The 24,646-nt window shown below is 61.3% G+C and carries 22 protein-coding genes; 16 read left to right on the top strand and 6 right to left on the bottom strand.

The genetic code is table 11. From position 1 onward, the window contains the following. Nucleotides 1–47: 47 nt before the first annotated feature. Nucleotides 48–299, top strand: a complete 252-nt coding sequence (gene tusA / locus L1O02_RS21100; protein ID WP_047302965.1) for a sulfurtransferase TusA — start codon at nt 48–50, stop codon at nt 297–299. Here tusA and L1O02_RS21095 read toward each other — a convergent pair. Further along, on the bottom strand, nt 296–1,705 hold the full coding sequence (locus tag L1O02_RS21095; protein ID WP_060842974.1) for an MATE family efflux transporter: 1,410 nt from the start codon (nt 1,703–1,705) through the stop codon (nt 296–298). The two genes, tusA and L1O02_RS21095, sit on opposite strands and share 4 nt — an antisense overlap. A gap of 188 nt (nt 1,706–1,893) precedes the next feature. On the opposite strand from L1O02_RS21095, the gene pdxB reads away from it, so the two are divergent. After that, nucleotides 1,894–3,036 (top strand): 4-phosphoerythronate dehydrogenase PdxB, encoded by a 1,143-nt coding sequence (gene pdxB, locus L1O02_RS21090; protein ID WP_108544853.1) that lies wholly within the window; start codon nt 1,894–1,896, stop codon nt 3,034–3,036. A gap of 75 nt (nt 3,037–3,111) precedes the next feature. On the opposite strand, the gene L1O02_RS21085 is transcribed toward pdxB, so the two are convergent. Beyond that, nucleotides 3,112–3,291, bottom strand: coding sequence for a PA1571 family protein (locus tag L1O02_RS21085; protein WP_011060254.1), 180 nt, complete (start codon nt 3,289–3,291; stop codon nt 3,112–3,114). 259 nt (nt 3,292–3,550) lie between these two features. Here L1O02_RS21085 and L1O02_RS21080 point away from each other — a divergent pair, with 259 nt between their 5' ends. Continuing rightward, nucleotides 3,551–5,329: an ABC transporter transmembrane domain-containing protein gene (locus tag L1O02_RS21080; protein WP_181321580.1), complete on the top strand. Its 1,779-nt coding sequence runs from the start codon at nt 3,551–3,553 to the stop codon at nt 5,327–5,329. Between the two features lie 123 nt (nt 5,330–5,452). Here L1O02_RS21080 and L1O02_RS21075 read toward each other — a convergent pair whose 3' ends face one another. Further along, nucleotides 5,453–7,381 (bottom strand): transglycosylase SLT domain-containing protein, encoded by a 1,929-nt coding sequence (locus L1O02_RS21075; protein WP_108544855.1) that lies wholly within the window; start codon nt 7,379–7,381, stop codon nt 5,453–5,455. Nucleotides 7,382–7,594: 213 nt separating this feature from the next. On the opposite strand from L1O02_RS21075, the gene L1O02_RS21070 reads away from it, so the two are divergent. After that, the gene (locus L1O02_RS21070) at nt 7,595–9,517 is read left to right on the top strand and encodes an ATP-binding cassette domain-containing protein (protein ID WP_060838348.1); all 1,923 of its coding nucleotides are present in this window, start codon (nt 7,595–7,597) and stop codon (nt 9,515–9,517) included. Between the two features lie 79 nt (nt 9,518–9,596). Here L1O02_RS21070 and L1O02_RS21065 read toward each other — a convergent pair whose 3' ends face one another. Further along, on the bottom strand, nt 9,597–10,034 hold the full coding sequence (locus L1O02_RS21065) for a universal stress protein (RefSeq protein WP_016964862.1): 438 nt from the start codon (nt 10,032–10,034) through the stop codon (nt 9,597–9,599). 101 nt (nt 10,035–10,135) lie between these two features. Between L1O02_RS21065 and L1O02_RS21060 the strand changes: the two genes are divergently transcribed. The 10 genes from L1O02_RS21060 (at nt 10,136) to L1O02_RS21015 (ending at nt 21,303) form a co-directional block, all read left to right on the top strand. Then, nucleotides 10,136–10,573, top strand: a complete 438-nt coding sequence (locus L1O02_RS21060) for a hypothetical protein (protein WP_108544856.1) — start codon at nt 10,136–10,138, stop codon at nt 10,571–10,573. Between the two features lie 562 nt (nt 10,574–11,135). Beyond that, on the top strand, nt 11,136–13,283 hold the full coding sequence (gene fadB, locus L1O02_RS21055; RefSeq protein WP_060838350.1) for a fatty acid oxidation complex subunit alpha FadB: 2,148 nt from the start codon (nt 11,136–11,138) through the stop codon (nt 13,281–13,283). Nucleotides 13,284–13,311: 28 nt separating this feature from the next. Beyond that, a complete protein-coding gene (fadA, locus tag L1O02_RS21050; protein WP_108544857.1) occupies nt 13,312–14,487 on the top strand; it encodes an acetyl-CoA C-acyltransferase FadA in 1,176 nt (391 codons plus the stop codon). A 99-nt stretch (nt 14,488–14,586) separates the two neighbouring features. Beyond that, nucleotides 14,587–14,823, top strand: a complete 237-nt coding sequence (locus L1O02_RS21045; RefSeq protein WP_019093731.1) for a DUF1653 domain-containing protein — start codon at nt 14,587–14,589, stop codon at nt 14,821–14,823. Between the two features lie 114 nt (nt 14,824–14,937). Further along, nucleotides 14,938–17,550: a type I DNA topoisomerase gene (topA, locus tag L1O02_RS21040; protein WP_060838351.1), complete on the top strand. Its 2,613-nt coding sequence runs from the start codon at nt 14,938–14,940 to the stop codon at nt 17,548–17,550. A gap of 165 nt (nt 17,551–17,715) precedes the next feature. After that, nucleotides 17,716–18,240, top strand: coding sequence for a DUF6586 family protein (locus tag L1O02_RS21035; protein WP_108544858.1), 525 nt, complete (start codon nt 17,716–17,718; stop codon nt 18,238–18,240). A 50-nt stretch (nt 18,241–18,290) separates the two neighbouring features. Continuing rightward, the gene (locus L1O02_RS21030) at nt 18,291–19,334 is read left to right on the top strand and encodes a hypothetical protein (protein ID WP_060842977.1); all 1,044 of its coding nucleotides are present in this window, start codon (nt 18,291–18,293) and stop codon (nt 19,332–19,334) included. Beyond that, nucleotides 19,334–20,350 carry a hypothetical protein gene (locus L1O02_RS21025; protein WP_108544859.1) on the top strand — a complete coding sequence of 339 codons (1,017 nt, stop codon included), beginning with the start codon at nt 19,334–19,336 and terminating at the stop codon, nt 20,348–20,350. The genes L1O02_RS21030 and L1O02_RS21025 overlap by 1 nt, the downstream gene beginning before the upstream one ends. Before the next feature lie 3 nt (nt 20,351–20,353). Beyond that, nucleotides 20,354–20,911 carry a LemA family protein gene (locus tag L1O02_RS21020; protein ID WP_060838355.1) on the top strand — a complete coding sequence of 186 codons (558 nt, stop codon included), beginning with the start codon at nt 20,354–20,356 and terminating at the stop codon, nt 20,909–20,911. A gap of 158 nt (nt 20,912–21,069) precedes the next feature. Next, nucleotides 21,070–21,303, top strand: a complete 234-nt coding sequence (locus L1O02_RS21015) for a hypothetical protein (RefSeq protein ID WP_011060267.1) — start codon at nt 21,070–21,072, stop codon at nt 21,301–21,303. Between the two features lie 107 nt (nt 21,304–21,410). On the opposite strand, the gene sulA is transcribed toward L1O02_RS21015, so the two are convergent. Both sulA and lexA read right to left on the bottom strand, forming a co-directional pair. Beyond that, on the bottom strand, nt 21,411–21,884 hold the full coding sequence (gene sulA, locus L1O02_RS21010; protein WP_060838356.1) for an SOS-induced cell division inhibitor SulA: 474 nt from the start codon (nt 21,882–21,884) through the stop codon (nt 21,411–21,413). Between the two features lie 10 nt (nt 21,885–21,894). Next, a complete protein-coding gene (lexA, locus tag L1O02_RS21005; protein WP_060838357.1) occupies nt 21,895–22,500 on the bottom strand; it encodes a transcriptional repressor LexA in 606 nt (201 codons plus the stop codon). Nucleotides 22,501–22,751: 251 nt separating this feature from the next. Between lexA and L1O02_RS21000 the strand changes: the two genes are divergently transcribed. Then, nucleotides 22,752–23,459, top strand: coding sequence for a TetR/AcrR family transcriptional regulator (locus L1O02_RS21000; RefSeq protein ID WP_108544860.1), 708 nt, complete (start codon nt 22,752–22,754; stop codon nt 23,457–23,459). 183 nt (nt 23,460–23,642) lie between these two features. Then, a complete protein-coding gene (gene nagZ, locus L1O02_RS20995) occupies nt 23,643–24,641 on the top strand; it encodes a beta-N-acetylhexosaminidase (protein WP_181321584.1) in 999 nt (332 codons plus the stop codon). The last annotated feature ends 5 nt before the right edge of the window (nt 24,642–24,646 follow it).

The raw sequence follows: 24,646 nt of genomic DNA, 5'->3' as shown, positions 1-24,646 counted from the left end.
CTATGGCGCCATTGCGCGACAATGCCCGCCTGTTTCAGGAGTGAACCATGAGTCAAATCATCGATACGCCGGTCGACGGCACCCTTGACGCCACCGGCCTCAATTGCCCCGAGCCGGTGATGATGCTGCACCAGCACATCCGTGACCTGCCGGCAGGCGGGCTGTTGAAAGTGATCGCCACCGACCCCTCCACCCGCCGTGACATTCCCAAGTTCTGTGTGTTTCTCGATCACGAACTGGTGGCGCAGCAGGAAGAGGCCGGGACCTATCTCTACTGGATTCGCAAGAAGCTCGACTAACCGGCCGAACGGCTGATGCGGATCTGCTTGCGCGCGCTGCGGGTCAGGCGGATCAGCAGCATCAGCGCGGCGCAGGTCAAGCCGGCAATCAAGCCTTCCCACAAGCCGCTCGGTCCACGCGCCGGGCCGAACCAGTCGGTCAGGCCCAGGGCGTAGCCGACCGGCAAGCCAATCCCCCAATAAGCGAACAGGGTCAGGATCATGGTCACCCGGGTGTCCTGATAGCCCCGCAGTGCGCCGGCGGCGGTGACCTGGATGCCGTCGGAGAACTGGAACAGTGCCGAGTAGACGATGAGCATCGAGGCGACCTGGATCACCAGCGGGTCGTTGGTGTAGATCGAGGCGATGGGTTCGCGCAGCAGAAACATCAGGCTCGCCGACAGGCAGGCATAAGCCAGGGCCGCCCCCATGCCGACCCCGGCGCTGAAGCGTGCGTCACGCGGCTGCTGGCGTCCCAGGGACTGGCCGACCCGCACGGTCACGGCCATGGCCAGGGAGTAGGGGATCATGAACATCAGGGCGCTGACGTTGAGGGCGATCTGGTGTCCGGCCACCACCGTGGCTCCCAGGCTGCCGATCAACAGGGCGATCACCGCGAAGATGCTCGACTCGGCGAATACCGCGATACCGATGGGCAGGCCGACGCTGAGCAGGCGACCGATCACTGCCCCTTGCGGCCAATCGAACTGGCTGAACAGCTGGATCTTGCGATAGGCCTGCGCCCAGCCAATCCAGCCGGCCATGCCCAGCATCATGGCCCACATGACGATGGCCGTGGCCCAGCCACAGCCCACGCCACCCATGGCCGGCACGCCGAAGTGGCCATAGATGAAGATGTAGTTGATGGGGATGTTCAGGGCCAGGCCACACAGGCCGATGACCATGCTCGGTACCGTGCGCCCCAGGCCGTCGCTCAGGCAGCGCAGCACGTAGTACAGCGCCACCGCCGGCAGGCCGCTGGCGATGCCGTGCAGATAGCCCATGCAGGGCTTGATCAGTTCGGGATCGACGTTCATCAGGTGCAGGATCGGTTCGGCGCTGACCAGCATCAGGGTCGCCGAGATCCCGGCCACCACGGCCAGCCACAGGGCCTGGCGTACCACCGGGCCGATCTCGTGCAGCTTGCCGGCGCCAAAGCGCTGGGCCACCTTGGGCGTGGTGGCCAGCAGGGTGCCGGTCATCAGCAGGAACACTGGAATCCAGATCGAGTTGCCCAGGGCCACGGCCGCCAGGTCCCGCGAGCTGACCCGGCCGGCCATCACCGCGTCGACAAAGCCCATGGCAGTGGTGGCCACCTGGGCAATCATGATGGGCAGGGCCAGTTGCAGCAGGTCCCGCAGTTCACGGCCGACCCGGGCAGGGCGGCTGATGGCGGTGTTGGAAGGGGTGTCGGTCACGGAATTCACGGGGCGGAGCGTCCATAGGTGTGTTGCGCAGGACGCGACAGTCTACTCGTTGACATGGTGGTCAGGAAAAAATCCAGTGTTGTGGATTTGTAAGGGCGCCTGCGCTGCAAACGGGCGCTGGACTTCAAGCGGTGCTGGCTCGCCCTGGCATCTGCGCCTACACTGCGGCTCCGCACGAGGAGCCTGCCATGTTGATTGTTGCCGACGAAAATATTCCCCTGATTGACGAGTTCTTTGCCGGCTTTGGCGAGATTCGGCGCTTCCCCGGGCGCGCCATCGATCGGGCGGCCGTGGAGCAGGCCGATGTGCTGCTGGTGCGCTCGGTGACCCAGGTCGATCGTCAACTGCTGGATGGCAGTCCGGTACGTTTTGTCGGCACCTGCACCATTGGCACCGATCACCTGGACCTGGACTACTTCCAGCAAGCCGGGATCAGTTGGTCCAGTGCCCCGGGCTGCAATGCCCGGGGCGTGGTGGACTATGTGCTGGGCAGCCTGTTGACCCTGGCCGAGATCGAAGGGGCGGACCTGGCGCAACGCTGTTATGGCGTGGTGGGGGCCGGTGAAGTTGGCGGGCGCCTGATCAAGGTCCTGCGCGGCCTGGGTTGGCAGGTGCTGGTCTGTGATCCGCAACGCCAGGCGGCAGAAGGCGGCGACTATGTCAGCCTGGAGCAGTTGATCGAGCGTTGTGACGTCATCAGCCTGCATACCCCGCTGACCCGCCACGGCGAGCATGCCACCTGGCACCTGCTGGACCGGCAGCGCCTGGACCGGCTCAAGCAGGGCACCTGGCTGATCAATGCCGCCCGCGGTCCGGTGGTGGATAACCGGGCGCTGCGTGAAGTCCTGCTTGAGCGTGAGGATTTGCAGGCGGTGCTGGATGTCTGGGAAGAGGAGCCGACCGTGGACCGCGAACTGGCGGACCTGTGCGTGCTGGCCACGCCCCATATCGCCGGTTACAGCCTGGACGGCAAGCAGCGTGGCACGGCACAGATCTACCAGGCTTATTGCCGCTTCCTCGGTCAGGCCGAACAGGTCAGCCTGGCCAGCTTGCTGCCGGCGCCCTGGGTGCCGCAGGTGAGCCTCAATGCCAATGCCGACCCGGCCTGGGCCTTGGCGATGATCTGTCGGGCGGTGTACGACCCGCGCCGTGATGATGCGGATTTGCGCCGCAGCCTGGTGGACGATGTCGCCCGGCAACGCAGTGCCTTCGATGGCTTGCGCAAGCATTACCCGGAGCGCCGCGAAGTTGACGGCCTGCAAGTGCGGATTCAAGGGGAGTCGCCGGTGCTGAGCCGGATCGTCAGGGCCCTGGGCGCCAGCCAGGTCTGAACCCGTTCGCAGCCCAGGGCGCGGGCATAAAAAACCCGGCCATAAGGCCGGGTCAAGAGGACGTGAGGCTGTGTGTCAATCTTGCCGAGCAGGCTTGACCAGTCGCTTTTCCAGTTCGCGGCAGGCGTTCTGGATCATGTCTTCAGTAATAGGTACTTCGCGACCCTGAGCGTCGATGATGGCACACCCTAGAGACTGGTTCGGCTGGGTACGGATCACTTGAATCTTGTCATTGCTGCTGTGTTGCAAGGACATGGCCTGTCTCCTCATCAGGTTGTGTGCTTACTTTAGAATGGCCGGGTGACCAAGCTGTTACAGACCGCCACCAGGACTGGCCCGGCCACTTCACTCCACCAGAAATGTCCAGGGAGTGCCAGCCACAGATTAGACCGATAATCTCTAGGCTCTAGTGTCAGCGGTCATAATCAACCTGACTCATTGTGATTTAGCAAAGTTCCTGCGAATTCATCTCGTTGCCGCCGCTGCAGCGGATCAGTCGCCGGCGCGTCAATGGATGAACTGCATGCTCTCTTCTCGTCACCGCCGGGCGCTGCATCTGGCCAGCCGCTTCATTGCTCCTTACCGTTGGCAGGCGCTGGGCGCCTTGCTGGCGTTGATTGTCACTGCCGGCATCACCTTGTCCATGGGGCAGGGCATTCGGCTGTTGGTGGACCAGGGCTTCATGACCCAGTCGCCGCATTTGCTCAATCAGTCCATTGGCTTGTTCCTGCTGCTGGTCCTGGCCCTGGCGGTGGGCACCTTTGTGCGTTTCTACCTGGTGTCGTGGATTGGCGAGCGCTGTGTGGCGGACATCAGGCGCCAGGTGTTCAATCACCTGATCTACCTGCACCCCGGCTTTTACGAGAACAACCGCAGTTCGGAGATCCAGTCGCGGCTGACGGCGGACACCACCTTGCTGCAGTCGGTGATCGGCTCCTCGCTGTCGTTGTTCCTGCGCAATGCGCTGATGGTGCTGGGGGGCATTGTCTTGCTGTTTGTCACCAACCCCAAGCTCACCAGTATCGTGGTGGTGGCCTTGCCGCTGGTGCTGGCGCCGATTCTGATTTTCGGTCGCCGGGTCCGCAGCCTGTCGCGCCTGAGCCAGGACCGGATCGCCGATGTTGGCAGCTACGTCTCGGAAACCCTCGGCCAGATCAAGACGGTCCAGGCCTATAACCACCAGGCCCAGGACGAGCAGCGTTTCGCCGTGACAGTGGAGGAAGCCTTCGATACGGCGCGCAAGCGCATCGTCCAGCGTGCCTGGCTGATTACCCTGGTGATCGTCCTGGTCCTGGGAGCGGTGGGTGTGATGCTCTGGGTCGGCGGCATGGATGTCATTGCCGGGCGCATTTCCGGCGGTGAGCTGGCAGCGTTCGTCTTCTACAGCCTGATCGTCGGCAGTGCCTTCGGCACCTTGAGTGAAGTGATTGGCGAGTTGCAGCGGGCCGCGGGGGCGGCGGAACGCATTGCCGAATTGCTGCGGGCGGACAGCCGCATCCAACCGCCCGACAGCGGGCTGGTGAGCCTGCCGGCGCGGGTGCGTGGTGAGCTGCAACTGGAGGACCTGGGGTTCGCCTACCCGTCGCGACCGGATCGCTATGCCGTCGACGGTTTGACTCTGACGGTGCGGGCCGGGGAAACCCTGGCGCTGGTGGGGCCTTCGGGCGCGGGCAAATCCACTCTCTATGACCTGTTGCTGCGTTTCTACGATCCACAGCGGGGACGGATCCTGCTGGACGGCGTCCCCCTGGCCCAGCTCGACCCGCAGGATCTGCGCCGCTGCTTTGCCCTGGTGTCGCAGAACCCGGCGCTGTTCTACGGCAGCATCGAAGAGAACATCCGCTACGGCAAGCCTGACGCGACCCTGGCCGAGGTTCAGGACGCGGCGAAGATCGCCTATGCCCACGAGTTCATCGAGCAGATGCCCGATGGCTACCGGACCCATCTGGGAGATGGCGGCTTGGGGCTCTCCGGCGGCCAGCGGCAACGCCTGGCAATCGCCCGGGCATTGTTGGTGGACGCACCGATCCTGTTGCTGGATGAAGCCACCAGCGCCCTGGACGCGCAGAGCGAGCATCTGATTCAGCAGGCTTTGCCCAGCCTGATGAAGGACCGCACCACCTTGGTGATCGCCCATCGCCTGGCCACGGTGAAGAATGCCGACCGCATTGCGGTCATGGATCAGGGCAAGCTGGTGGCGGTGGGTACTCATCAGCAACTGATCGCCAACAGTCCGCTCTATGCGCGCCTGGCGGCCCTGCAATTCAGCGACGGCCCTCAGGCAGCGGTGTAGGAGCCGGCTTGCCGGCGAAAGCGTCCAACAGGCTGGCGCCCAGTTCGACGGTTTCTTCGCGGGCGAGCCAGGAGCTGGCCCAATAAAAAGCCCGCATCGTTGCGGGCTTGTGGAGGGGCGGGGTCACTGGTCGTCGAAGTAGCGCTCGTGCCAGTCCACCAGCGGCTGCGGTGAATTGAGCTTCTGCCCATAGATCACCGAGTACGACAGCACGTTCTGTACGTACTGGCGGGTTTCGTCGAAGGGGATGCTTTCCACCCACACATCGAAACTCAGGTGATCGGCGCCCTTGAGCCATTGGCGCACCCGCCCGGGACCCGCGTTGTAGGCCGCGGAGGCCAGCACCCGGTTGCCGTTGAACTGGCTGTGCACCTGGCTCAGGTAGGCGGCGCCCAGCTGGATGTTCTTGTCCGGGTCCAGCACTTGCTGGGGCGAGGCCAGGGGGATGCTGAACTTGCGCGCGGTTTCCTTGGCGGTGCCGGGCATCAGTTGCATCAGGCCGCTGGCGCCGACGTGGGAGCGGGCGTCGTCCATGAAGGCGCTTTCCTGGCGGGTGATGGCGAACACCCAGCTGGAATGCAGGCCGCGGACCTTGGCTTCGCGCACCAGGGTGTCGCGGTGAGCCATTGGGAAACGGATGTCCAGGTCATCCCAGTATTGAGCCTGGCTGATGGTGCGGATGGCCGGGAAGTACCACTTCAGGTCGTAGGCCAGCCTGGCCTGGGCCACCATTTCGTCGCGGTTGAAGTGTCGGCTGACGTGGTACCACTCGCGGCGCCCGTCGACGATCTGGCCTCGGGCATGAAACTCCAGGGCGCGACGCACGCCCGGGGTATTACGGACTTTGTTGATGACCGCCTGGCTCAGCATCAGCGGTTGGTTGTTCAGCTGATAGGGGGCCTTGGCGTGATCGGCGGCGAGGAAGCCATAGAAGTCCCGCTCCCGGGCCAACCCCTTGAACAGCGCCTGGGCCTGAGGGTTTTGCGGCTGGGCCAGCTCCAGGCTGCGAGCCTGCCAGTAGCGCCAGCGGTTGGTGCTGGCCAGGTCCTGAGGCAGCTTGCGGGTCAACTGATAGGCATCCTCCCAGCGTGCCAGGCGCAACAGCAGGCGCAGGCGCCATTCGGACACGGTGTTGTCGCGCAGCTCCGGGTCGTACTTGGTCATCACGTCCAGGGCGCGGCTGTCGAAGCGCCGGGCCAGGGTCAGGCCGATTTCGCGGGCAATCGCCACTTTTTCGTCGCGGGAGAAGTGCATGCTGCTGGCATAGCCGTCCAGCAGGGCCATGGCCTTGTCAGGGTCCTGGCGTGCCAGTCGGCGCAGGCCGAGGCCGACCACATCGGACATGGCCTCATCGGCCGGCTGGAAGCGCGAGGGCTGGCTCAGCAGTTCGGGTTTTTGCGCCACATCGACCAGCAGGCGACCTTGAGGCGCCAGGCTGGTCATGCTCTTCACCAGGCTGTTGGCCAGAGGATAGTTGCGGGCTTCGGCCGCCAGTTTGGCCCGTTGCCAGCGTTTCTGTTCGGTCAGTTGGCCTTCGGCGGCCCATTGCGCGAACAAGGCGTCACAGGTGGCCGGTTGGGATTTGCCGGTCAGCCAGAGCTTTTCGGTGGCAGCGTAGCCTTCGGCCTTGAGATTGTGTCCCAGCTGGTACTGGCCGTTGAGGCAATCCAGCTCGGTGAAATTGAGTTTCGGGTCGTAGTACTTGGTGAAGGTCGCCCAATCGCCGCGTTCGGCCAGCCAGCGCAACCAGCGCAGTTTCATCCAGTTGGCCTGGGGCAGATCGCCATGTTCGGCGAGGAATTTCTCGATCTCGGCGTTGCTGGCGGATTTCAGCCGGGCAGTCAGCTCGTCATAGGCCAGGTAGGGTTCCAGCGGGTAGTCACGCAGCGCATCGGCGTAACGGAAGTAGGGGCCGGAATCACCCTTGGCCAGGGCGCGCTTGGCTTCATCGTAATACTGGCGTTGTAGAGTCAGGTCTGCCGCCTGGGCGGATTGGACGGCTGCGGCGGTGAGAAGCAGGCAAGATAAAACACTGAAAAGGCGACTGCGCATGAGACATCCGGGCAGAGAAATCATGACAAGTGCCGACAAGGCCAACACTGATTGCTCACTAGCTTAGCCTTTTGCCAGCAACCGGTGAAAGCTTTGCCGAACCCTTGGCATCAGTTGGCAACAAAAGTGCCTCAGGGGTGGCCGACGGCGAAATAGCCGGCCTTCTGCGGGCTCAAGTCAGGTAGAATGCGCGCCCGGTTTTTGGAGAAGAACATGACCCTGCTCAAATTCAGCGATGTGTCCCTTGCTTTCGGCGCCATGCCGTTGTTGGACAAGGTGTCCTGGCAGATCGCCCGTGGTGAGCGGGTGTGCATCATCGGCCGTAACGGTACTGGCAAATCCAGCATGATGAAGCTGGTCAAGGGCGATCAGAAGCCCGACGACGGCTCCGTATGGCGCGCACCCGGTCTGAAGATCGGCGAGTTGCCCCAGGAATTGCCGGTGGCCGACGAGCGGACCGTGTTCGACGTGGTTGCTCAGGGCCTGGACGGTGTCGGCGAGCTGCTGGCCCAGTACCACCACCTGAGCCAGAACATCGTCACCGACGCCGATCTGGAAAAACTGATGCACGTCCAGCACGACCTCGAAGCCCGTGACGGCTGGCGCCTGCAGCAACTGGTGGACAGCACCCTGAGCCGTCTGCAACTGCCCGCCGACAAGACCCTCGCCGAGTTGTCCGGCGGCTGGCGTCGTCGCGTGCTGCTGGCCCAGGCCCTGGTGTCCGAACCGGACCTGCTGTTGCTCGACGAGCCGACCAACCACCTGGACATCGGCGCCATTGCCTGGCTGGAAGAGGCGCTGAAGGATTTCCAGGGCGCGGTCCTCTTTATTACCCACGACCGTTCCTTCCTGCAGAACCTGGCCACTCGCATTCTCGAACTGGATCGCGGTGGCCTGATCGACTGGAACGGCGACTACGCCAGCTTCCTGGTGCACAAGGAAGCCATGCTGGCGGCGGAAGAAACCGCCAACGCGCTGTTCGACAAGCGCCTGGCCCAGGAAGAAGTGTGGATTCGCCAGGGCATCAAGGCCCGGCGTACCCGTAACGAAGGCCGCGTGCGTGCGCTCAAGGCGCTGCGCGTGGAGCGCAGTGAGCGCCGCGAGCGTACCGGCAAGGCCAATATTCAGTTGGAGACCGCAGACAAGTCCGGCAAGCAGGTGATGGTGCTGGAGAACGTCAGCTTCGCTCACCCGGATGGTCCGTTCCTGGTCAAGGACTTCTCCATGGTCCTGCAGCGCGGCGACCGTATCGGCCTTCTGGGCGCCAACGGCACCGGCAAGACTACCTTGCTCAAGCTGATGCTCGGTGGCCTGGTTCCCAGCAGCGGCAAGGTGGAAGAGGGTACACGGATCGACGTGGCCTACTTCGACCAGTTGCGCCACCAGTTGGACCTGGAAAAGACCGTGATCGACAACGTCGCCGAAGGTCGCGACTTCATCGAGATCGATGGCCAGAGCCGTCACGTGCTCAGCTACCTGGGTGATTTCCTGTTCAGCCCGCAACGTGCCCGTACGCCAGTCAAGGCGCTGTCCGGCGGTGAGCGTGCCCGTCTGTTGCTGGCCAAGTTGTTCAGCAAGCCGGCCAACCTGCTGGTGCTCGACGAGCCGACCAACGACCTGGATGTGGAAACCCTCGAGCTTTTGGAGGAAGTGCTGCTGACTTTCCAGGGCACGGTACTGATGGTCAGCCACGACCGGGCGTTCCTCGACAATGTGGTGACCAGCACCCTGGTCTTTGAAGGCGAGGGCAAGGTTCGCGAATACGTTGGCGGTTATCAGGATTGGCTGCGTCAGGGCGGTTCGCCGCGGTTGTTGGGCGTGACCGAGAACAAGTCCGGCAAGGCCGAGCTGAATTCCGCCGTGGTGGCGCCGGTGCAAGCAGCGGCGCCGGCCCCCGCACAAGAGGCTCCGGCGGCGAAGAAGAAGCTCAGCTACAAACTGCAACGTGAGCTTGAGGCGTTGCCGGGGCAGATCGAAGCGATGGAGCAGCAGATTGCCGGGGTCGAGGCGGAAATGGCCGATGCCGGTTTCTATCAGCGCCCGGTGGCGGAAACCGCTGCGGTCATCGCCCGGCTGGAGCAGTTGAATGCCGAATTGGAGCAGATGGTCGAGCGCTGGGCCGAGCTGGATGCCTGAATGACCGCTGAGCAATAAAAAAAGCCCGACTTCAGAGTCGGGCTTTTTGTCGAGGCCACTGGCGTGCCGGTGGCGGTATTCAGCGCTTGACCAGGTGCACCGCCAGCACGTCACAAGGCGCGCCGTGGAGAACGTCATTGGCGGTGGAGCCCAGTAACAGCGCCAGGCCGTGGCGGCCATGGCTGCCGACCACGATCAGGTCGCATTCCTGCTCCTTGGCCAGGTGGTGAATCTCCTGGCGCGGCTGTCCGTAGGTCAGGTGGCTGTATTCCTTGGTCAGCTCCGGGTACTTGTGGATCAGTCGATCCAGGCGCTCCCGAGCCTGGTCGAACTGTTGCTGCTGCAGTTGCGAAAGGTCCATGGGGACATCGCCGCCGAAGGCCATGGCCATGGGTTCGACGATATGCACCAGGGACAGCTTGGCCCCATTGCTCACCGACAGCTCGCGAGCGCGGTGGATAACAGGATCGCACTCTTCGGTTAGATCTACGGCGACCAGAATATGGTGGTAGGACATGAGGCGCTCCTCCTGAGGATTGCAATAGCTTCAAGTATGGCTGCTTTCAAGCGGGTTGGTTTTACCCAGGCCCCGCTCATCAAAAAATCGAGAGTACTGATATGACGGTCTGGATAGTGGTGTCAATCCTTGCGGTGGTCCTGAGTCCGCTGGCGTGGTTGCGTCCCTCGCGCCGCCAGAGCGGCCTGATCGCCCTGCGCATGGAGGCGCGGCGCATGGGCCTGGCCATGCAGCTGGCGCCTCAGGAGTGGCCGCATTGGTTGGGGCAGGAGCCCCCCAATCCGTGCCCGCAGTACCACCGCCCGCGGCGTAGCGCGCAATCGGCTTGCTGGAGTTACTGGCAGACAGCTCCCGGTTGCTGGGTCAATCAATGGCGTGAGCCTTGTGTTGACGAGCTGTTGCTCCAGCACCTGCAGACGTTGCCGTCCGGGGTGTTCAAGGTTGAAGCGGACAAGCAGCTGATTGCCCTGTACTGGAACGAGCGTGGCGAGGTCAGTGTCCTGGAGAACATCGCCTCGGTGCTCAAGGCCTTGGCCTGAGGCCTTCGAGGAGCGCGTCCGGGGCAGGGTGGGGCTGGGCGCTGGGCAATAAAAAGCCCGACTCAACATCGGGCAGGATGGCCAGGCAGGCCGGTAATCGAGTTGGAGCCACCTTCGGGTGGCTTTTTGCTATCTGGGCAGTGGCTTTATTCGATAAATGTTTTCTGGTCATTTCTTCAGATATATCCCCAGCTTAGTCGTACTTGCTCCTTGAGGTCGGGGGATTTAGGGCGATTTTTCTAAATATTGATCCTATGAATGGCCTTGAATGCGGGGCCGTGTTGAAGGTCCGGGGAGCGATGAAGTGACCGCAAAGTCGCGTTTCAAACAGTGTTTTGTACGATTGACAATTGGCGGATTTTCCCTGAATGTGGCGTACCCAAATCAAACGGGCGTATGAAATGAGCGTTTGCATCGCAGGCGGCTCTGTACAGAATCCCGACTATCGCGTTGGCGGGTGTGCCTGGCGGAATGGCGTTAGCATCGACGGTGACGTTAGTGCCAAGCCAGAAGTCAGCGTCCGACGTGTACTGTTCAGCTTCCATATCGTGGAGATCAGTTGATGATTTACGAAGGTAAAGCCATCACGGTTAAGGCTCTTGAAAGTGGCATCGTCGAATTGAATTTCGACCTCAAGGGTGAGTCCGTCAACAAGTTCAACCGTCTAACCCTGAACGAACTGCGTCAGGCTGTTGACACCATCAAGGCAGATGCTTCGATCAAGGGCGTGATCGTCAGCAGTGGCAAGGACGTGTTCATCGTCGGCGCCGACATCACCGAGTTTGTCGATAACTTCAAGCTGCCGGATGCCGAGCTGGTGGCTGGCAACCTCGAAGCCAACAAGATCTTCAGCGATTTCGAAGACCTCAATGTGCCGACCGTTGCCGCGATCAATGGCATCGCCCTGGGGGGCGGCCTGGAAATGTGCCTGGCAGCGGATTACCGCGTCATGGCCGCCAGCGCCAAGATCGGTCTGCCGGAAGTCAAGCTGGGCATCTACCCGGGCTTCGGCGGTACTGTGCGCCTGCCGCGCCTGATCGGTGCCGACAACGCCATCGAGTGGATCGCCGCCGGCAAGGAAAACCGTGCCGAAGACGCGCTGAAAGTCGGTGCCGTGGATGCTGTGGTTGCGCCCGAGAAACTCAAGGATGCCGCTCTGGCCCTGGTCAAGCGCGCCATTTCCGGCGAGTTCGACTACAAGGCCAAGCGTCAGCCGAAGCTGGAAAAACTCAAGCTCAACGCCATTGAGCAGATGATGGCGTTCGAAACCGCCAAGGGCTTCGTGGCTGGCCAGGCCGGCCCGAACTACCCGGCACCGGTCGAAGCGATCAAGACCATCCAGAAAGCGGCCAACTTCGGTCGCGACAAAGCCCTGGAAGTGGAAGCAGCCGGTTTCGTCAAACTGGCCAAGACTTCGGCCGCACAAAGCCTGATCGGTCTGTTCCTCAACGACCAGGAATTGAAGAGAAAGGCCAAGGCCTACGACGAAATCGCCAAGGACGTGAAGCAGGCCGCCGTACTCGGCGCCGGCATCATGGGGGGCGGCATCGCCTACCAGTCGGCGTCCAAAGGCACGCCGATCCTGATGAAGGACATCAACGAGCACGGTATCGAGCAGGGTCTGGCGGAAGCCGCGAAACTGCTGGTGGGCCGCGTTGACAAGGGTCGCATGACCGCCGCGAAGATGGCTGAAGTGCTCAACGGCATTCGTCCGACCCTGTCCTACGGCGATTTCGGCAACGTCGACCTGGTGGTCGAAGCCGTGGTCGAGAACCCCAAGGTCAAGCAGATCGTGCTGGCCGAAGTGGAAGCTCAGGTCAAGGAAGACACCATCCTGGCGTCCAACACCTCGACCATTTCCATCAGCCTGCTGGCCAAGGCCCTCAAGCGTCCGGAAAACTTCGTCGGCATGCACTTCTTCAACCCGGTGCACATGATGCCGCTGGTGGAAGTGATCCGTGGCGAGAAGTCCAGCGAGCTGGCCGTTGCCACCACCGTTGCCTACGCCAAGAAAATGGGCAAGAACCCGATCGTGGTCAACGACTGCCCGGGCTTTTTGGTCAACCGCGTGCTGTTCCCGTATTTCGGCGGCTTCGCCAAGCTGGTCAGCGCCGGTGTGGATTTCGTACGCATCGACAAGATCATGGAAAAATTCGGCTGGCCAATGGGCCCGGCGTACCTGATGGACGTGGTTGGCATCGACACCGGCCACCACGGTCGCGACGTCATGGCTGAAGGTTTCCCGGATCGCATGAAGGACGACCGCCGCTCGGCCGTGGACGTGCTTTATGAGGCCAAGCGCCTGGGACAGAAGAACGGCAAGGGTTTCTACGCCTACGAAACCGACAAGAAGGGCAAGCAGAAGAAGGTCGCCGATCCATCGGTACTGGAAGTGCTCAAGCCGATTGTCTACGAGCAGCGTGAAGTCACCGACGAAGACATCATCAACTGGATGATGATCCCGCTGTGCCTGGAAACCGTTCGTTGCCTGGAAGACGGCATCGTCGAAACCGCTGCCGAAGCGGACATGGGCCTGGTCTACGGCATTGGTTTCCCTCCATTCCGTGGCGGTGCGCTGCGCTACATCGATTCCATCGGTGTTGCCCAGTTCGTTGCCCTGGCCGACCAGTACGCCGATCTGGGCGCGCTGTACCACCCGACCGCGAAGCTGCGTGAAATGGCCAAGAACGGCCAGAGCTTCTTCGGTTAAGCGCCCACACTAGAGCGAGAGTGAACATATGAGCTTGAATCCTAGAGACGTCGTGATTGTCGACTTCGGTCGTACTCCGATGGGCCGCTCCAAGGGCGGCATGCACCGCAACACCCGCGCCGAAGACATGTCGGCGCACCTGATCAGCAAACTGCTGGAGCGCAACACCAAGGTCGACCCGGCGGAAGTCGAGGACGTGATCTGGGGTTGCGTCAACCAGACCCTGGAGCAAGGCTGGAACATCGCGCGCATGGCGTCGCTGATGACCCAGATCCCCCATACTTCGGCTGGCCAGACCGTCAGCCGTCTGTGCGGTTCGTCCATGAGTGCGCTGCACACTGCAGCGCAGGCGATCATGACCGGCAACGGTGACGTATTCGTCGTGGGCGGCGTCGAGCACATGGGCCACGTGAGCATGATGCACGGTGTCGATCCGAACCCGCACATGTCCCTGTACGCGGCGAAAGCCTCGGGCATGATGGGCCTGACTGCCGAAATGCTGGGCAAGATGCATGGCATTACCCGCGAACAGCAGGACGCCTTTGGCTTGCGTTCCCACCAGCTCGCCCACAAGGCGACCGTGGAAGGCAAGTTCAAGGACGAAATCATCCCGATGCAGGGCTATGACGAGAACGGTTTCCTGAAACTGTTCGACTACGACGAAACCATTCGTCCCGAAACCACCCTGGAAAGCCTGGCGGCCTTGAAGCCAGCGTTCAACCCCAAGGGCGGTACCGTGACTGCCGGTACTTCGTCGCAGATCACCGACGGTGCCTCGTGCATGATCGTGATGTCGGTCCAGCGGGCTCAGGATCTGGGTATTCAGCCGATGGCGGTGATCCGTTCCATGGCCGTGGCGGGTGTGGATCCGGCGATCATGGGCTATGGTCCAGTACCGGCCACGCAGAAAGCCCTGAAGCGCGCAGGCCTGGGCATCAACGACATCGACTTCTTCGAGCTCAACGAAGCTTTCGCCGCACAGGCCCTGCCAGTGCTGAAAGATCTGAAAGTGCTCGACAAGATGAACGAGAAGGTTAACCTGCACGGCGGCGCGATCGCCCTGGGTCACCCGTTCGGTTGCTCCGGTGCACGTATCTCCGGGACCCTGCTCAACGTCATGAAGCAGAATGGCGGCACCTTCGGTGTGTCCACCATGTGCATCGGCCTTGGCCAGGGCATCTCGACCGTCTTCGAACGCGTTTAAGCGTTGGGTGGATGGAAGCCGGGGCCCTGTGCCCCGGTTTTTGTTTTTCTGCGGATTTATTTGTTTTTATTTTGAAAAGAATTGCACGAGGGCCAGAGCATGCAGTTACAACCCGGGCTCTATCAGCATTACAAGGGGCCGCAGTACCGCGTTTTCAGCGTGGCGCGGCACTCGGAAACGGAAGAAGAAGTGGTGTTCTATCAAGCCCTGTATGGGGATTACGGTTTTTGGGTACGCCCCTTGAGCATGTTCCTGGAGTCGGTCGAAGTTGACGGCGAGCAGGTCCCACGCTTTGCTTTGGTGCAGGCCGAACCCAGTCTTTTTTCACCGGCATAAGTGCCGGTCGCGCAGTACCCTGCGCTTGACCTCACCTTGTTGCCACTATATATAGCGGGGCCGCGTCAGGCGCCAACCGCCTTTCTCTTCTCGAATTCAGGAATTTTCCGATCCATGGGCAAATCGCTGGTCATTGTGGAATCCCCGGCTAAGGCCAAGACCATCAACAAGTACTTGGGCAACCAATACGTGGTGAAGTCGAGTATCGGCCATATCCGAGACCTGCCCACCAGCGGTTCGGCCAGTGCCGCCAAAGAGCCGGCCGCCAAGCGTGGCAAGGCCGCTGCGGGCGAAACTGCGGCCCTGTCGCCGAAGGAAAAAGCGCGCAAGCAGCTGGTGTCGCGCATGGGCGTCGACCCCGAGCACGGCTGGAAGGCCAAGTACGAAATCCTTCCTGGCAAGGAAAAGGTCATCGAAGAGCTGCGCCGCCTTGCCAAGGATGCCGACACCATCTATCTCGCAACGGACTTGGACCGCGAAGGGGAGGCCATCGCCTGGCACCTGCGGGAAGCCATCGGCGGTGATGACAGCCGCTACAAGCGCGTGGTGTTCAACGAAATCACCAAGAAGGCGATCCAGGAAGCCTTCTCCCAGCCGGGCGAGCTGGACATTCATCGGGTCAACGCTCAGCAGGCCCGGCGTTTTCTTGACCGTGTGGTGGGCTACATGGTCTCCCCGCTGCTGTGGGCGAAGATTGCCCGTGGCCTGTCCGCCGGTCGTGTGCAGTCGGTAGCCGTGAAGCTGGTGGTGGAGCGCGAGCGTGAGATTCGCGCCTTCATTCCGGAAGAGTACTGGGAAGTCCACGCCGACCTGGGCACCGCCAAGGGCTCGAAGGTGCGCTTCGAAGTGGCTCGCGAGAACGGTGAAGCCTTCAAGCCGCTCAACGAAACCCAGGCCATGGCTGCCCTGGAGAAGCTCAAGGCTTCGGCCTACAGCGTCGCCAAGCGTGAAGACAAACCCACCAGCAGCAAGCCGTCAGCGCCATTTATCACCTCCACCCTGCAGCAGGCCGCGAGCAACCGCCTGGGCTTCGGGGTGAAGAAGACCATGATGATGGCCCAGCGTCTGTATGAAGCCGGCTACATCACCTACATGCGTACCGACTCCACCAACCTCTCGGCTGATGCCGTGGCGATGGCGCGGACCTATATCGAAGACGAGTTCGGCAACAAGTACCTGCCGGCCTCGCCCAACGTCTACAGCAGCAAGGAAGGGGCCCAGGAGGCGCACGAAGCGATTCGTCCGTCCGACGTCAACACCCATCCAAGCAAACTGTCGGGCATGGAACGTGACGCCGAGCGGCTCTACGAGCTGATCTGGCGCCAGTTCGTCGCCTGCCAGATGCTGCCGGCGCAATACCTGTCCACCACCGTCAGCGTGGCTGCTGGGGACTTCGAGCTGCGCGCCAAGGGCCGCATCCTCAAGTTCGACGGCTACACCCGGGTCATGCCGCAGATCAGCAAGCCAGGTGATGACGATGTACTGCCGGACATGGCCCAGGGCGAAGTGCTGAAATTGATCAAGCTCGACCCAAGCCAGCACTTCACCAAGCCGCCTGCGCGCTATTCCGAAGCCAGCCTGGTGAAGGAAATGGAAAAACGCGGCATCGGTCGTCCTTCGACCTATGCGGCGATCATTTCGACCATTCAGGATCGCGGCTACGTAACCCTGCACAACCGTCGGTTCTATTCGGAAAAGATGGGTGACATCGTCACCGAACGTCTCTCCGAAAGCTTCTCCAATCTCATGGACTATGGCTTCACCGCCGGCATGGAAGAGAACCTCGATGACGTGGCCCAGGGCGAGCGCGACTGGAAGAACGTCCTTGACGAGTTCTACGGCGACTTCAAGAAGAAACTCGAAGTGGCCGAGGGCGCCGAAAGCGGCATGCGCGCCAACCAGCCGGTCATGACGGATATTCCATGCCTGACCTGCGGTCGGCCGATGCAGATTCGCACCGCCTCCACTGGTGTGTTCCTCGGTTGCTCGGGCTACAGCCTGCCACCCAAGGAGCGTTGCAAGGCCACCGTCAACCTGGTGCCGGGCGACGAGATCGCCGCGGACGACGAGGGCGAATCCGAATCCCTGGTACTGCGTGGCAAGCACCGTTGCCCGATCTGCAGCACGGCGATGGACGCTTACCTGCTGGATGAAAAGCGCAAGCTGCACATCTGCGGCAACAACCCGGATTGCGCCGGCTACGAGATCGAAGAGGGCAGCTACCGGATCAAGGGCTACGAGGGCCCGAGCCTGGAATGTGACAAGTGCGGCAGCGAGATGCAGCTCAAGACCGGTCGTTTCGGCAAGTTCTTCGGTTGCACCAACGCCACTTGCAAGAACACCCGCAAGCTGCTGAAAAGCGGTGATGCGGCGCCGCCGAAGATGGATCCGGTGAAGATGCCTGAGCTGAAATGCGAGAAGGTCAACGACACCTACATCCTGCGCGACGGTGCTTCGGGCCTGTTCCTGGCTGCCAGCCAGTTCCCGAAAAACCGTGAAACCCGGGCGCCGTTGGTGCTGGAGTTGATCCCGCACAAGGACGAGATTGATCCGAAGTACCACTTCCTCTGCGAAGCACCGAAGAAGGACCCAGAGGGGCGTCCTGCGGTGGTGCGCTATAGCCGCAAGACCAAGGAGCAGTACGTGCAGACCGAGGTTGATGGCAAGCCTACCGGCTGGCGCGCGTTCTACGACGGCGGCACCTGGAAGGTCGAAGACAAGCGCTAGGCACTGATTGTGTCGAGGGGCTTGCTCCTCGCATTGGCGCCGTACAGGGCCGCATGATTCCGCCGGGAGTCATGCGGCCTTTCTTTTGCCTTGCGGTGCGCGGGAGTGATCCTTGAAACTGTGCCATCCGCATCTGGTTCTCTTCTTGTAGTGGAGGCTGCCTACATGGCCCACGAGCTCTATACCCGTACCAATCAGAAAATCTACTTTGCCGGCCTGGCGCTCGAAGCCCTGGCTCGGGCCGAAGAGGGGCGGGCGATGAATGCCCAGGCGCTGGTCCAGGCGGGGCGCGAGTCGGTGCTGTTCCATCTCTACGGTGCCTTGCTGGGGCTATGCCACGAGATCGCCGGGTTCTACCGTCTGCCACAGGCCAGTGCTGCCCGGGTCGAGCAGATCCTTAATCGTGAGGTGCTGGACAGCATTGCCATTCCCGAACTGGCGGAACTGCTGGAGCTGGCGCAGAGTCCACAGGCCTGGCTGGCGCAACTGTTGTCCGCTTACAACGAGCTGTTTCAACCGCCGCGAGCGCCGCACAAGCCCAAGGGGGACGTGACCCAGCCGCTGATTGTGGCGGTCAATCTGGACGAGGCGGAGCCGGCGCCGGAACTGACTCGGGAAGAACTGGAGAGCTGGCGGCAGAGCCTCAAGGCCCTGGCCATTCGTTTTCGAGATGGCTTGAACGAGTGTTGAGCCTGAGCGTCGCTTGATGGGCGGCGCCTTCAATTGATCAAGGAAGATGCATGTTGTTCTTCTTGCGTGACCAGGCGCTGGTACGCCTGCTGGGCGATTGCCAGATGCGAGTCATCAACGCTCAGTCCAAGGCGGACCTGCTTGAGGTGCTTGACCGGCTGGAGGTATTCCCCGGCGGCCTGGCGTTCGATCATGCGCAGTCAATAACGCTTCTAGTGTTGGCGTTTGCTTCGCTTGCGGCTGCGTTGCTGATGGACGGCATGGGCGGGATGTTCTGGGTGTTTGTGGCTCTGTGTTTCTTCAGCTATCGGGTCAGCAAAGGTATCTCTGGGGTATCGACCGATCTGGCGGCGAGCATTACCCGCAAGTGCATGATGCTTGGCAATGATTTGAGGGAATTCGACAGTAGCGCCGACTGGCGCCTGAAGAGACTGGACAATGAGTTCACCGATTACCGTCGGGGCAGCGAGAGTGAGCGGCGCCGTATCCTGGACTCGCTCCAGGGAGTGTATCGAGGAGAGCGACATTCGCTGGCATTCGAGTATCACCAGCTGCGATATGTGATCTCCAGTTGGGAGCGCGGGGCCGGTGGAGACCTCAAGACGGTTTACACGAACTACCAGCGCTACAGTCTGGTGGTGGATTTTCCCTGGGTGAGAGAGATTGCACTTCGATCCAGCCCCCTGGAAATACAGCTGTCGGGGCAGCCCTTCAAGACCGATCGCGAGGATTTCAATCAGACCTTTGTGCTGCGCGGCAATGACCCGGCCTCTTGTGAACGCTTCGCCACGCCTGCGACGCTGGACCTGCTGCTGGAACTTTCGCGTCAGCTTCATGGGGTCAATCTGGAGTTCTCTGGCCAGGGACGGCTCTGCCTGAGCTTCAACAACGAAGACATCATGGCCCATGCCGATCCGGGGGCGTTGAGTGATCTGACGGTCTTTCGTGAGCGGATCGAGGCGGGCATCGAGTTGCCGAAGCTGTATCCGCTGTTGGGGTTGATAGAGCGACTGGCCTGGCAGCACGACGGTCATGCTGTTGCTGCTGTCGTCCCACAGGTTGTGGACTCCAGCGAATTGATCAAGGAAGAGTGATGCAGTTTCTCAAGCATGATGCCGAGCTGGTCCGGTTGTTGGCCACTTGCGACGCCGAGGTGGCGCGGGCCAGGACCAACGACGACCTGTTGCAGGTCATCGGCAGGCTCCAATCCTTCAAGGGCGGCTTGAAGTTCGATCATGCCCAGCCCCTGGTGCTGGTGATGCTGGCGATTGTTGCGGCGATCCCGGCCATGGCAGGCGTGGTGGTGATGTGGTTCATCGCGGCGTGTTTAGGCGTTGCCGGTCTGATCATCTGGATGAGTCGTAAAGCCGCTGTTGATGAGTTGCCTAAGAGGATCGCTCGTCGATGTTCATTCCTCAGTAATGGCCTTTCGGACCCGGGTGGAACAGCTGAAGAGCGTTTCACGCAACTGAGCGGCGAGTTCGAGGACTATGAGCGCGGTAACGACAGCCGCCGCATCGTGGACTCCGCCGGGGGAACCTACCAGGGTGCGCGCCATCAGTTGCCCTTTGTCTTTCACCACTTGCGTTATGTGAATTCCCACTACAAATCCAAATCCGATGGCGAAAGTGAACGGGTTTACGAGAGCTTCGATCGTTTCAGCCTGGTGGTGGATTTTCCCTGGGTCACGGGCGTGATGGTGTGCAGTGATCTGCCGAAGAAAAAGCGTACAAAGCGTAAAGTCTTCGAGACCACTTCTGATGACTTCAACAGAAACTTCATTTTTACCGGTGACAGTGAGCTGGCCTGTGCCAAGTTCGCGACCCCTACCACCCTGGCTTTTTTGCTGAGGCTGTGCCGGCGGATGAAGAAGGTGAACCTGGAATTTTCCAATGAGGGGCGTCTGTGCCTGAGCTTCGATGACGCCGAGGTCATGGCCTATAAGGATCCTGGAACCTTCGAGGACTTATCGGGCTTCTACGCCAATATCAAGCAGGGACTGGAGTTGCCGGGTCTGTTTCCGGTGCTGGCGCTGGTGCATGAACTGGCGGAATTGCATGACAACAATTTCGACCTTCCGATGAAGGTCGCTGATGAAATGGAGCAATAGGGTATGGAGTTGTTGTTGGTCATTGCGATCGCCTTGGGCGTTCTGGCCTATGTGCACTACAACAAGATCGTCAGCGCACACAACCGCGCCCAGCGAGCCTGGTCGGACGTGCTGACCTACCAGCGGCAGCGAATCAAGGTGCTGGATCTGCTGGAACCGCAAGTGGCCGGTTTTCAGGCGTATGAGAGCCAACTGCTGGAGAAGATCGTTGGCTTGCGTAGCGCCATTGGCAGCTTGCCATCTGCTGCCGATGGCGATGCGTTGAAGTCGGTCGACGAGGGCAGCAAAGCCCTGTTGGGGGGCTTGAACCTGGCGTTTGAGGCCTATCCGGATCTCAAGTCCGCCACCCTGTTGAGCAACCTGATGCGTGAGGTTGCCGAGCAGGAAGGCAATATCGGTGGAGCCATCACTCTGTTCAACCTGAATGTGGAGCATTTCAACAACTCCATTCAGATGTTCCCCGGTTCCTTGGTTAATCGGTTGAGCTTGAACAAGTCGCTGATCACGCCATTTTCCGACAGCCAGGCTTCGGCGGGTTTTGAATACAAGCCGAATTTCTGAGGCGGGCTGGCACGGTGTTTTGAAGGATGGAGTGCCGCATTTCTTGAAGGGAGCAGGGGCTCGTGCCTGTTGAGCAGCGCCACGTCTGGTGCAAGATCCTGAGCGGGGCGGGGGTGATGACTGATATAATCCCCGCCTTTCGTGGAGACCAGACCTTTATGCCAACGTCCTTTCTAGAAATTGTCGAGTTGCCAGACGGCCGTATCGAGCTGCGCAGAGCTGAGGACGAGGGTTCTCTGGTTACTTTGGATTTCTCCGAGGATGCCAAAGCCTTTTTGCAAGGTCAGCATGTCGAGGTGGCCAAGGCCATGTTGAGCGTCGGTGTGCAGATGGCCGGACGCCTGGTGGAGGGTGAAATCGACAAGGAAGACGGTCCGCGGGTTCTTCACTAAGCCCGTTTATCGGTTTTCTTCCGGTTGTTCGTTATATTTTTTTCGGCTTCTCAATCCTGGAGAAGCCTCGTGCTTTTCAAGCGCATTGTGCAGTGACTTCCCGGTGTTTATCCCAGGCGAATATTCAGGCTTTGCGCATCGCCCGTGCGTGCGGCGCTGATCAACTGTTGCCGTGCGCTAGTGCTCAATGGGTTCAGCCAACTGACCACTGTGTGGCTGCGCCCCAGGCGCAGGGCTTCGCAAGCCAGTTGCTGTGGGCTCTGAGAGCCTCGGGGGTGAAGCAGCAGGATGCGTTCGCGATTCAGGCCGGCATCCCGCAGCCAGCTTTGGGTCAGGCTTGAGGGCGGGGCGATCAAGGTCAGCCACCGGGCGTCCTGTTCCTGGCTCAACTCTCTGAGGATGGGTGCCAGGAGGTTCAGGCAGTTCCCGGCGGCGCCGCGTAACGACAGTTCGCTGAAAGCCTCTGGATCTTTATTCCAGGGCGACTCGGCCACTTCTTTGAGCGCAGGCGCCAATGGCTGGGCCAGGAACGCTTCAAACAACGGCAGTTGGGCTTGCTGTGGTGTATGGGGGAACTGCATGGAGCCTCCTTTAGCGGCGAATGACGCCGACACTCAAGCCTTCGATCACCAGCTCCTGATCTTTCAGGTTGACTTCGATGGGGGCGAAATCAGGGTTTTCGGCGATCAGCCAGACTTTGCTGCCTTCGCGCTTGAAGCGCTTGACCGTGACTTCATCGCCGATGCGTGCCACCACCACCTGGCCGTTGCGGGCCTCGCGGGTGGTATGCACTGCCAGCAGGTCACCGTCGAAGATGCCAATGTCCTTCATGCTCATGCCGTTGACCCGAAGCAGGTAGTCGGCGCGCGGATGGAAGAAGGTCGGGTTGATGTTGCAGGATTCTTCAATGTGCTGCTGGGCGAGGATGGGGGCGCCAGCGGCAACGCGGCCGATGATGGGCAGCGTGTCGTCGGGCTTGGCTTCGAAGCCCGGGATGCGGATGCCGCGAGAGGCTCCAGGGGTCATCTCGATGGCGCCTTTGCGGGCCAGGGCCTTGAGGTGTTCTTCGGCGGCGTTGGGCGACTTGAAACCCAGCTCCTGGGCGATCTCGGCGCGGGTGGGCGGATAGCCGTTGTCTTCAAGGCAGCGTTTGATAAAAGCCAGAATCTCAGCTTGGCGTGGCGTCAGTTTTAGCATGTCGATCGCTCTGTCTTTTTATACAGTGACTGGGATTATATACAGTGAACGTCGCTTGGCAATCCTCCATTTGCCGTGGTCAGCCGGGCGGTTGTCATTGCGGGGTAGCAATCCAGCACTCAAGGCTGGCTACAGACCGCGGCAGGTATGATTAAATAGCGCGCCGGACGGCCTTCGCAGGGGCGCGCGGACTTGACATTGATGAGCCTGAAACGTATGTTTCAAACAAGTGTTTGTCAGGCGGAGTAGCCATGGCCCAGTCGGAAACCGTTGAACGCATTCTCGATGCTGCCGAGCAGTTGTTCGCGGAAAAAGGTTTTGCCGAAACCTCGTTGCGGCTGATTACCAGCAAGGCCGGGGTCAACCTGGCAGCGGTCAACTATCATTTCGGTTCCAAAAAGGCCCTGATTCAGGCGGTGTTCTCGCGCTTCCTCGGGCCGTTCTGCGTCAGTCTCGATCGTGAGCTGGAGCGGCGTCAGTCCAAGCCGGATAGTAAGCCGAGCCTGGAAGAACTACTGGAGATCCTGGTCGAGCAGGCGTTGGTGGTGCAGCCACGCAGCGGCAACGACCTGTCGATTTTCATGCGTTTGCTGGGGCTGGCTTTCAGCCAGAGCCAGGGGCATCTGCGGCGTTATCTGGAAGATATGTACGGCAAGGTGTTTCGCCGCTACATGCAACTGGTCAACGAGGCGGCGCCACGTATTCCGCCCATCGAATTGTTCTGGCGCGTGCATTTCATGCTGGGTGCCGCGGCGTTCAGCATGTCCGGAATCAAGGCGTTGCGGGCGATTGCCGAAACCGATTTCGGGGTCAACACCTCCATCGAACAGGTGATGCGCTTGATGGTGCCTTTCCTCGCCGCCGGCATGCGTGCCGAAACTGGCGTCACCGACGAAGCCATGGCCAGCGCCCAGCTCAAGCCGCGCAGCAAAACCGCTCCGGCAGCTGCCAAGGCGTGACCCCACGGGTGGGCGCGACTGCTTACATCCGCTAAGCTAGCCGCCCATGCCGATTCTCGTTTCATATCCCCGTGCCTTCCTTGTGCCGACGCTGCTTGCTCCGGCTGCATCCCCGTGGGTGTGGCCTCGTCGGCGTTGCCTGGAAGGCATCGTAGTGCTTAAGGAATTTCTATGACCGCTGGCCTGCAAGGCTCCTTGATGGTGGACGTCGCCGGTACCTGGCTGACGGCTGAAGATCGCCAACTCCTGCGTCAGCCGCAGGTGGGCGGGCTGATCATTTTCGCTCGGAATATCGAGCACCCACGCCAGGTGCGCGAACTGAGTGCGGCGATCCGGGCGATCCGCCCGGACCTGCTGCTGGCGGTGGATCAGGAAGGTGGCCGGGTGCAGCGATTGCGTCAGGGCTTTGTCCGTCTGCCGGCGATGCGTGCCCTGGCCGACAACCCGAATGCCGAGTACCTGGCCGAACAGTGTGGCTGGATCATGGCCACCGAGGTCCTGGCAGTGGGCCTGGACCTGAGCTTTGCCCCAGTCCTGGATCTGGATCACCAGCGCAGCGCGGTGGTGGGCAGCCGGGCTTTCGAGGGCGATCCGGAGCGCGCGGCGCTGTTGGCCGGTGCCTTTATCCGCGGCATGAACAGCGCCGGGATGGCGGCCACCGGCAAGCATTTCCCCGGGCATGGCTGGGCCGAGGCCGACTCCCATGTGGCGATTCCCAATGACGAGCGCAGCCTGGACGAGATCCGCGCCAAGGACCTGCTGCCGTTCGCCCGCTTGAGCAAGCAGTTGGCGGCAGTGATGCCGGCCCATGTGATCTATCCGCAGGTCGACTCGCAGCCGGCCGGTTTCTCCCGACGCTGGCTGCAGGGCATCCTGCGTGGCGAGTTGCAGTTCGACGGGGTCATCTTCAGCGACGACCTGTCCATGGCCGGTGCCCATGTCGTCGGCGATGCGGCAAGCCGGATCGAGGCGGCCCTGGCGGCCGGTTGTGACATGGGGCTGGTGTGCAACGATCGCGCCGCGGCCGAGCTGGCCCTGAGCGCCGCCCAGCGCCTGAAGGTGCAGCCGTCGCCACGCCTGGCCCGGATGCGCGGCCAGGCGTTCGCCAATCTCGAATACAAGCAGGACCCGCGCTGGCTCGCGGCTCTTGAAGCGCTGAAGGCCGCGCAGTTGATCGATTGAGGTGG

This window comes from Pseudomonas sp. BC42 (genome assembly GCF_021560055.1).
In the GTDB taxonomy this organism is placed as follows: Bacteria; Pseudomonadota; Gammaproteobacteria; order Pseudomonadales; family Pseudomonadaceae; genus Aquipseudomonas.
Note: the sequence above shows the minus strand (reverse complement) of the source record. Positions and strands in the feature narration are given on the sequence as shown.

Coding starts and splice junctions, on each gene's coding strand:
- tusA (WP_047302965.1), top strand. CDS start 48: ATGAGTCAAATCATCGATACGCCGGTCGACGGCACCCTTGACGCCACC.
- pdxB (WP_108544853.1), top strand. CDS start 1,894: ATGTTGATTGTTGCCGACGAAAATATTCCCCTGATTGACGAGTTCTTT.
- L1O02_RS21085 (WP_011060254.1), bottom strand. CDS start 3,291: ATGTCCTTGCAACACAGCAGCAATGACAAGATTCAAGTGATCCGTACC.
- L1O02_RS21080 (WP_181321580.1), top strand. CDS start 3,551: ATGAACTGCATGCTCTCTTCTCGTCACCGCCGGGCGCTGCATCTGGCC.
- L1O02_RS21075 (WP_108544855.1), bottom strand. CDS start 7,381: ATGCGCAGTCGCCTTTTCAGTGTTTTATCTTGCCTGCTTCTCACCGCC.
- L1O02_RS21070 (WP_060838348.1), top strand. CDS start 7,595: ATGACCCTGCTCAAATTCAGCGATGTGTCCCTTGCTTTCGGCGCCATG.
- L1O02_RS21065 (WP_016964862.1), bottom strand. CDS start 10,034: ATGTCCTACCACCATATTCTGGTCGCCGTAGATCTAACCGAAGAGTGC.
- L1O02_RS21060 (WP_108544856.1), top strand. CDS start 10,136: ATGACGGTCTGGATAGTGGTGTCAATCCTTGCGGTGGTCCTGAGTCCG.
- fadB (WP_060838350.1), top strand. CDS start 11,136: ATGATTTACGAAGGTAAAGCCATCACGGTTAAGGCTCTTGAAAGTGGC.
- fadA (WP_108544857.1), top strand. CDS start 13,312: ATGAGCTTGAATCCTAGAGACGTCGTGATTGTCGACTTCGGTCGTACT.
- L1O02_RS21045 (WP_019093731.1), top strand. CDS start 14,587: ATGCAGTTACAACCCGGGCTCTATCAGCATTACAAGGGGCCGCAGTAC.
- topA (WP_060838351.1), top strand. CDS start 14,938: ATGGGCAAATCGCTGGTCATTGTGGAATCCCCGGCTAAGGCCAAGACC.
- L1O02_RS21035 (WP_108544858.1), top strand. CDS start 17,716: ATGGCCCACGAGCTCTATACCCGTACCAATCAGAAAATCTACTTTGCC.
- L1O02_RS21030 (WP_060842977.1), top strand. CDS start 18,291: ATGTTGTTCTTCTTGCGTGACCAGGCGCTGGTACGCCTGCTGGGCGAT.
- L1O02_RS21025 (WP_108544859.1), top strand. CDS start 19,334: ATGCAGTTTCTCAAGCATGATGCCGAGCTGGTCCGGTTGTTGGCCACT.
- L1O02_RS21020 (WP_060838355.1), top strand. CDS start 20,354: ATGGAGTTGTTGTTGGTCATTGCGATCGCCTTGGGCGTTCTGGCCTAT.
- L1O02_RS21015 (WP_011060267.1), top strand. CDS start 21,070: ATGCCAACGTCCTTTCTAGAAATTGTCGAGTTGCCAGACGGCCGTATC.
- sulA (WP_060838356.1), bottom strand. CDS start 21,884: ATGCAGTTCCCCCATACACCACAGCAAGCCCAACTGCCGTTGTTTGAA.
- lexA (WP_060838357.1), bottom strand. CDS start 22,500: ATGCTAAAACTGACGCCACGCCAAGCTGAGATTCTGGCTTTTATCAAA.
- L1O02_RS21000 (WP_108544860.1), top strand. CDS start 22,752: ATGGCCCAGTCGGAAACCGTTGAACGCATTCTCGATGCTGCCGAGCAG.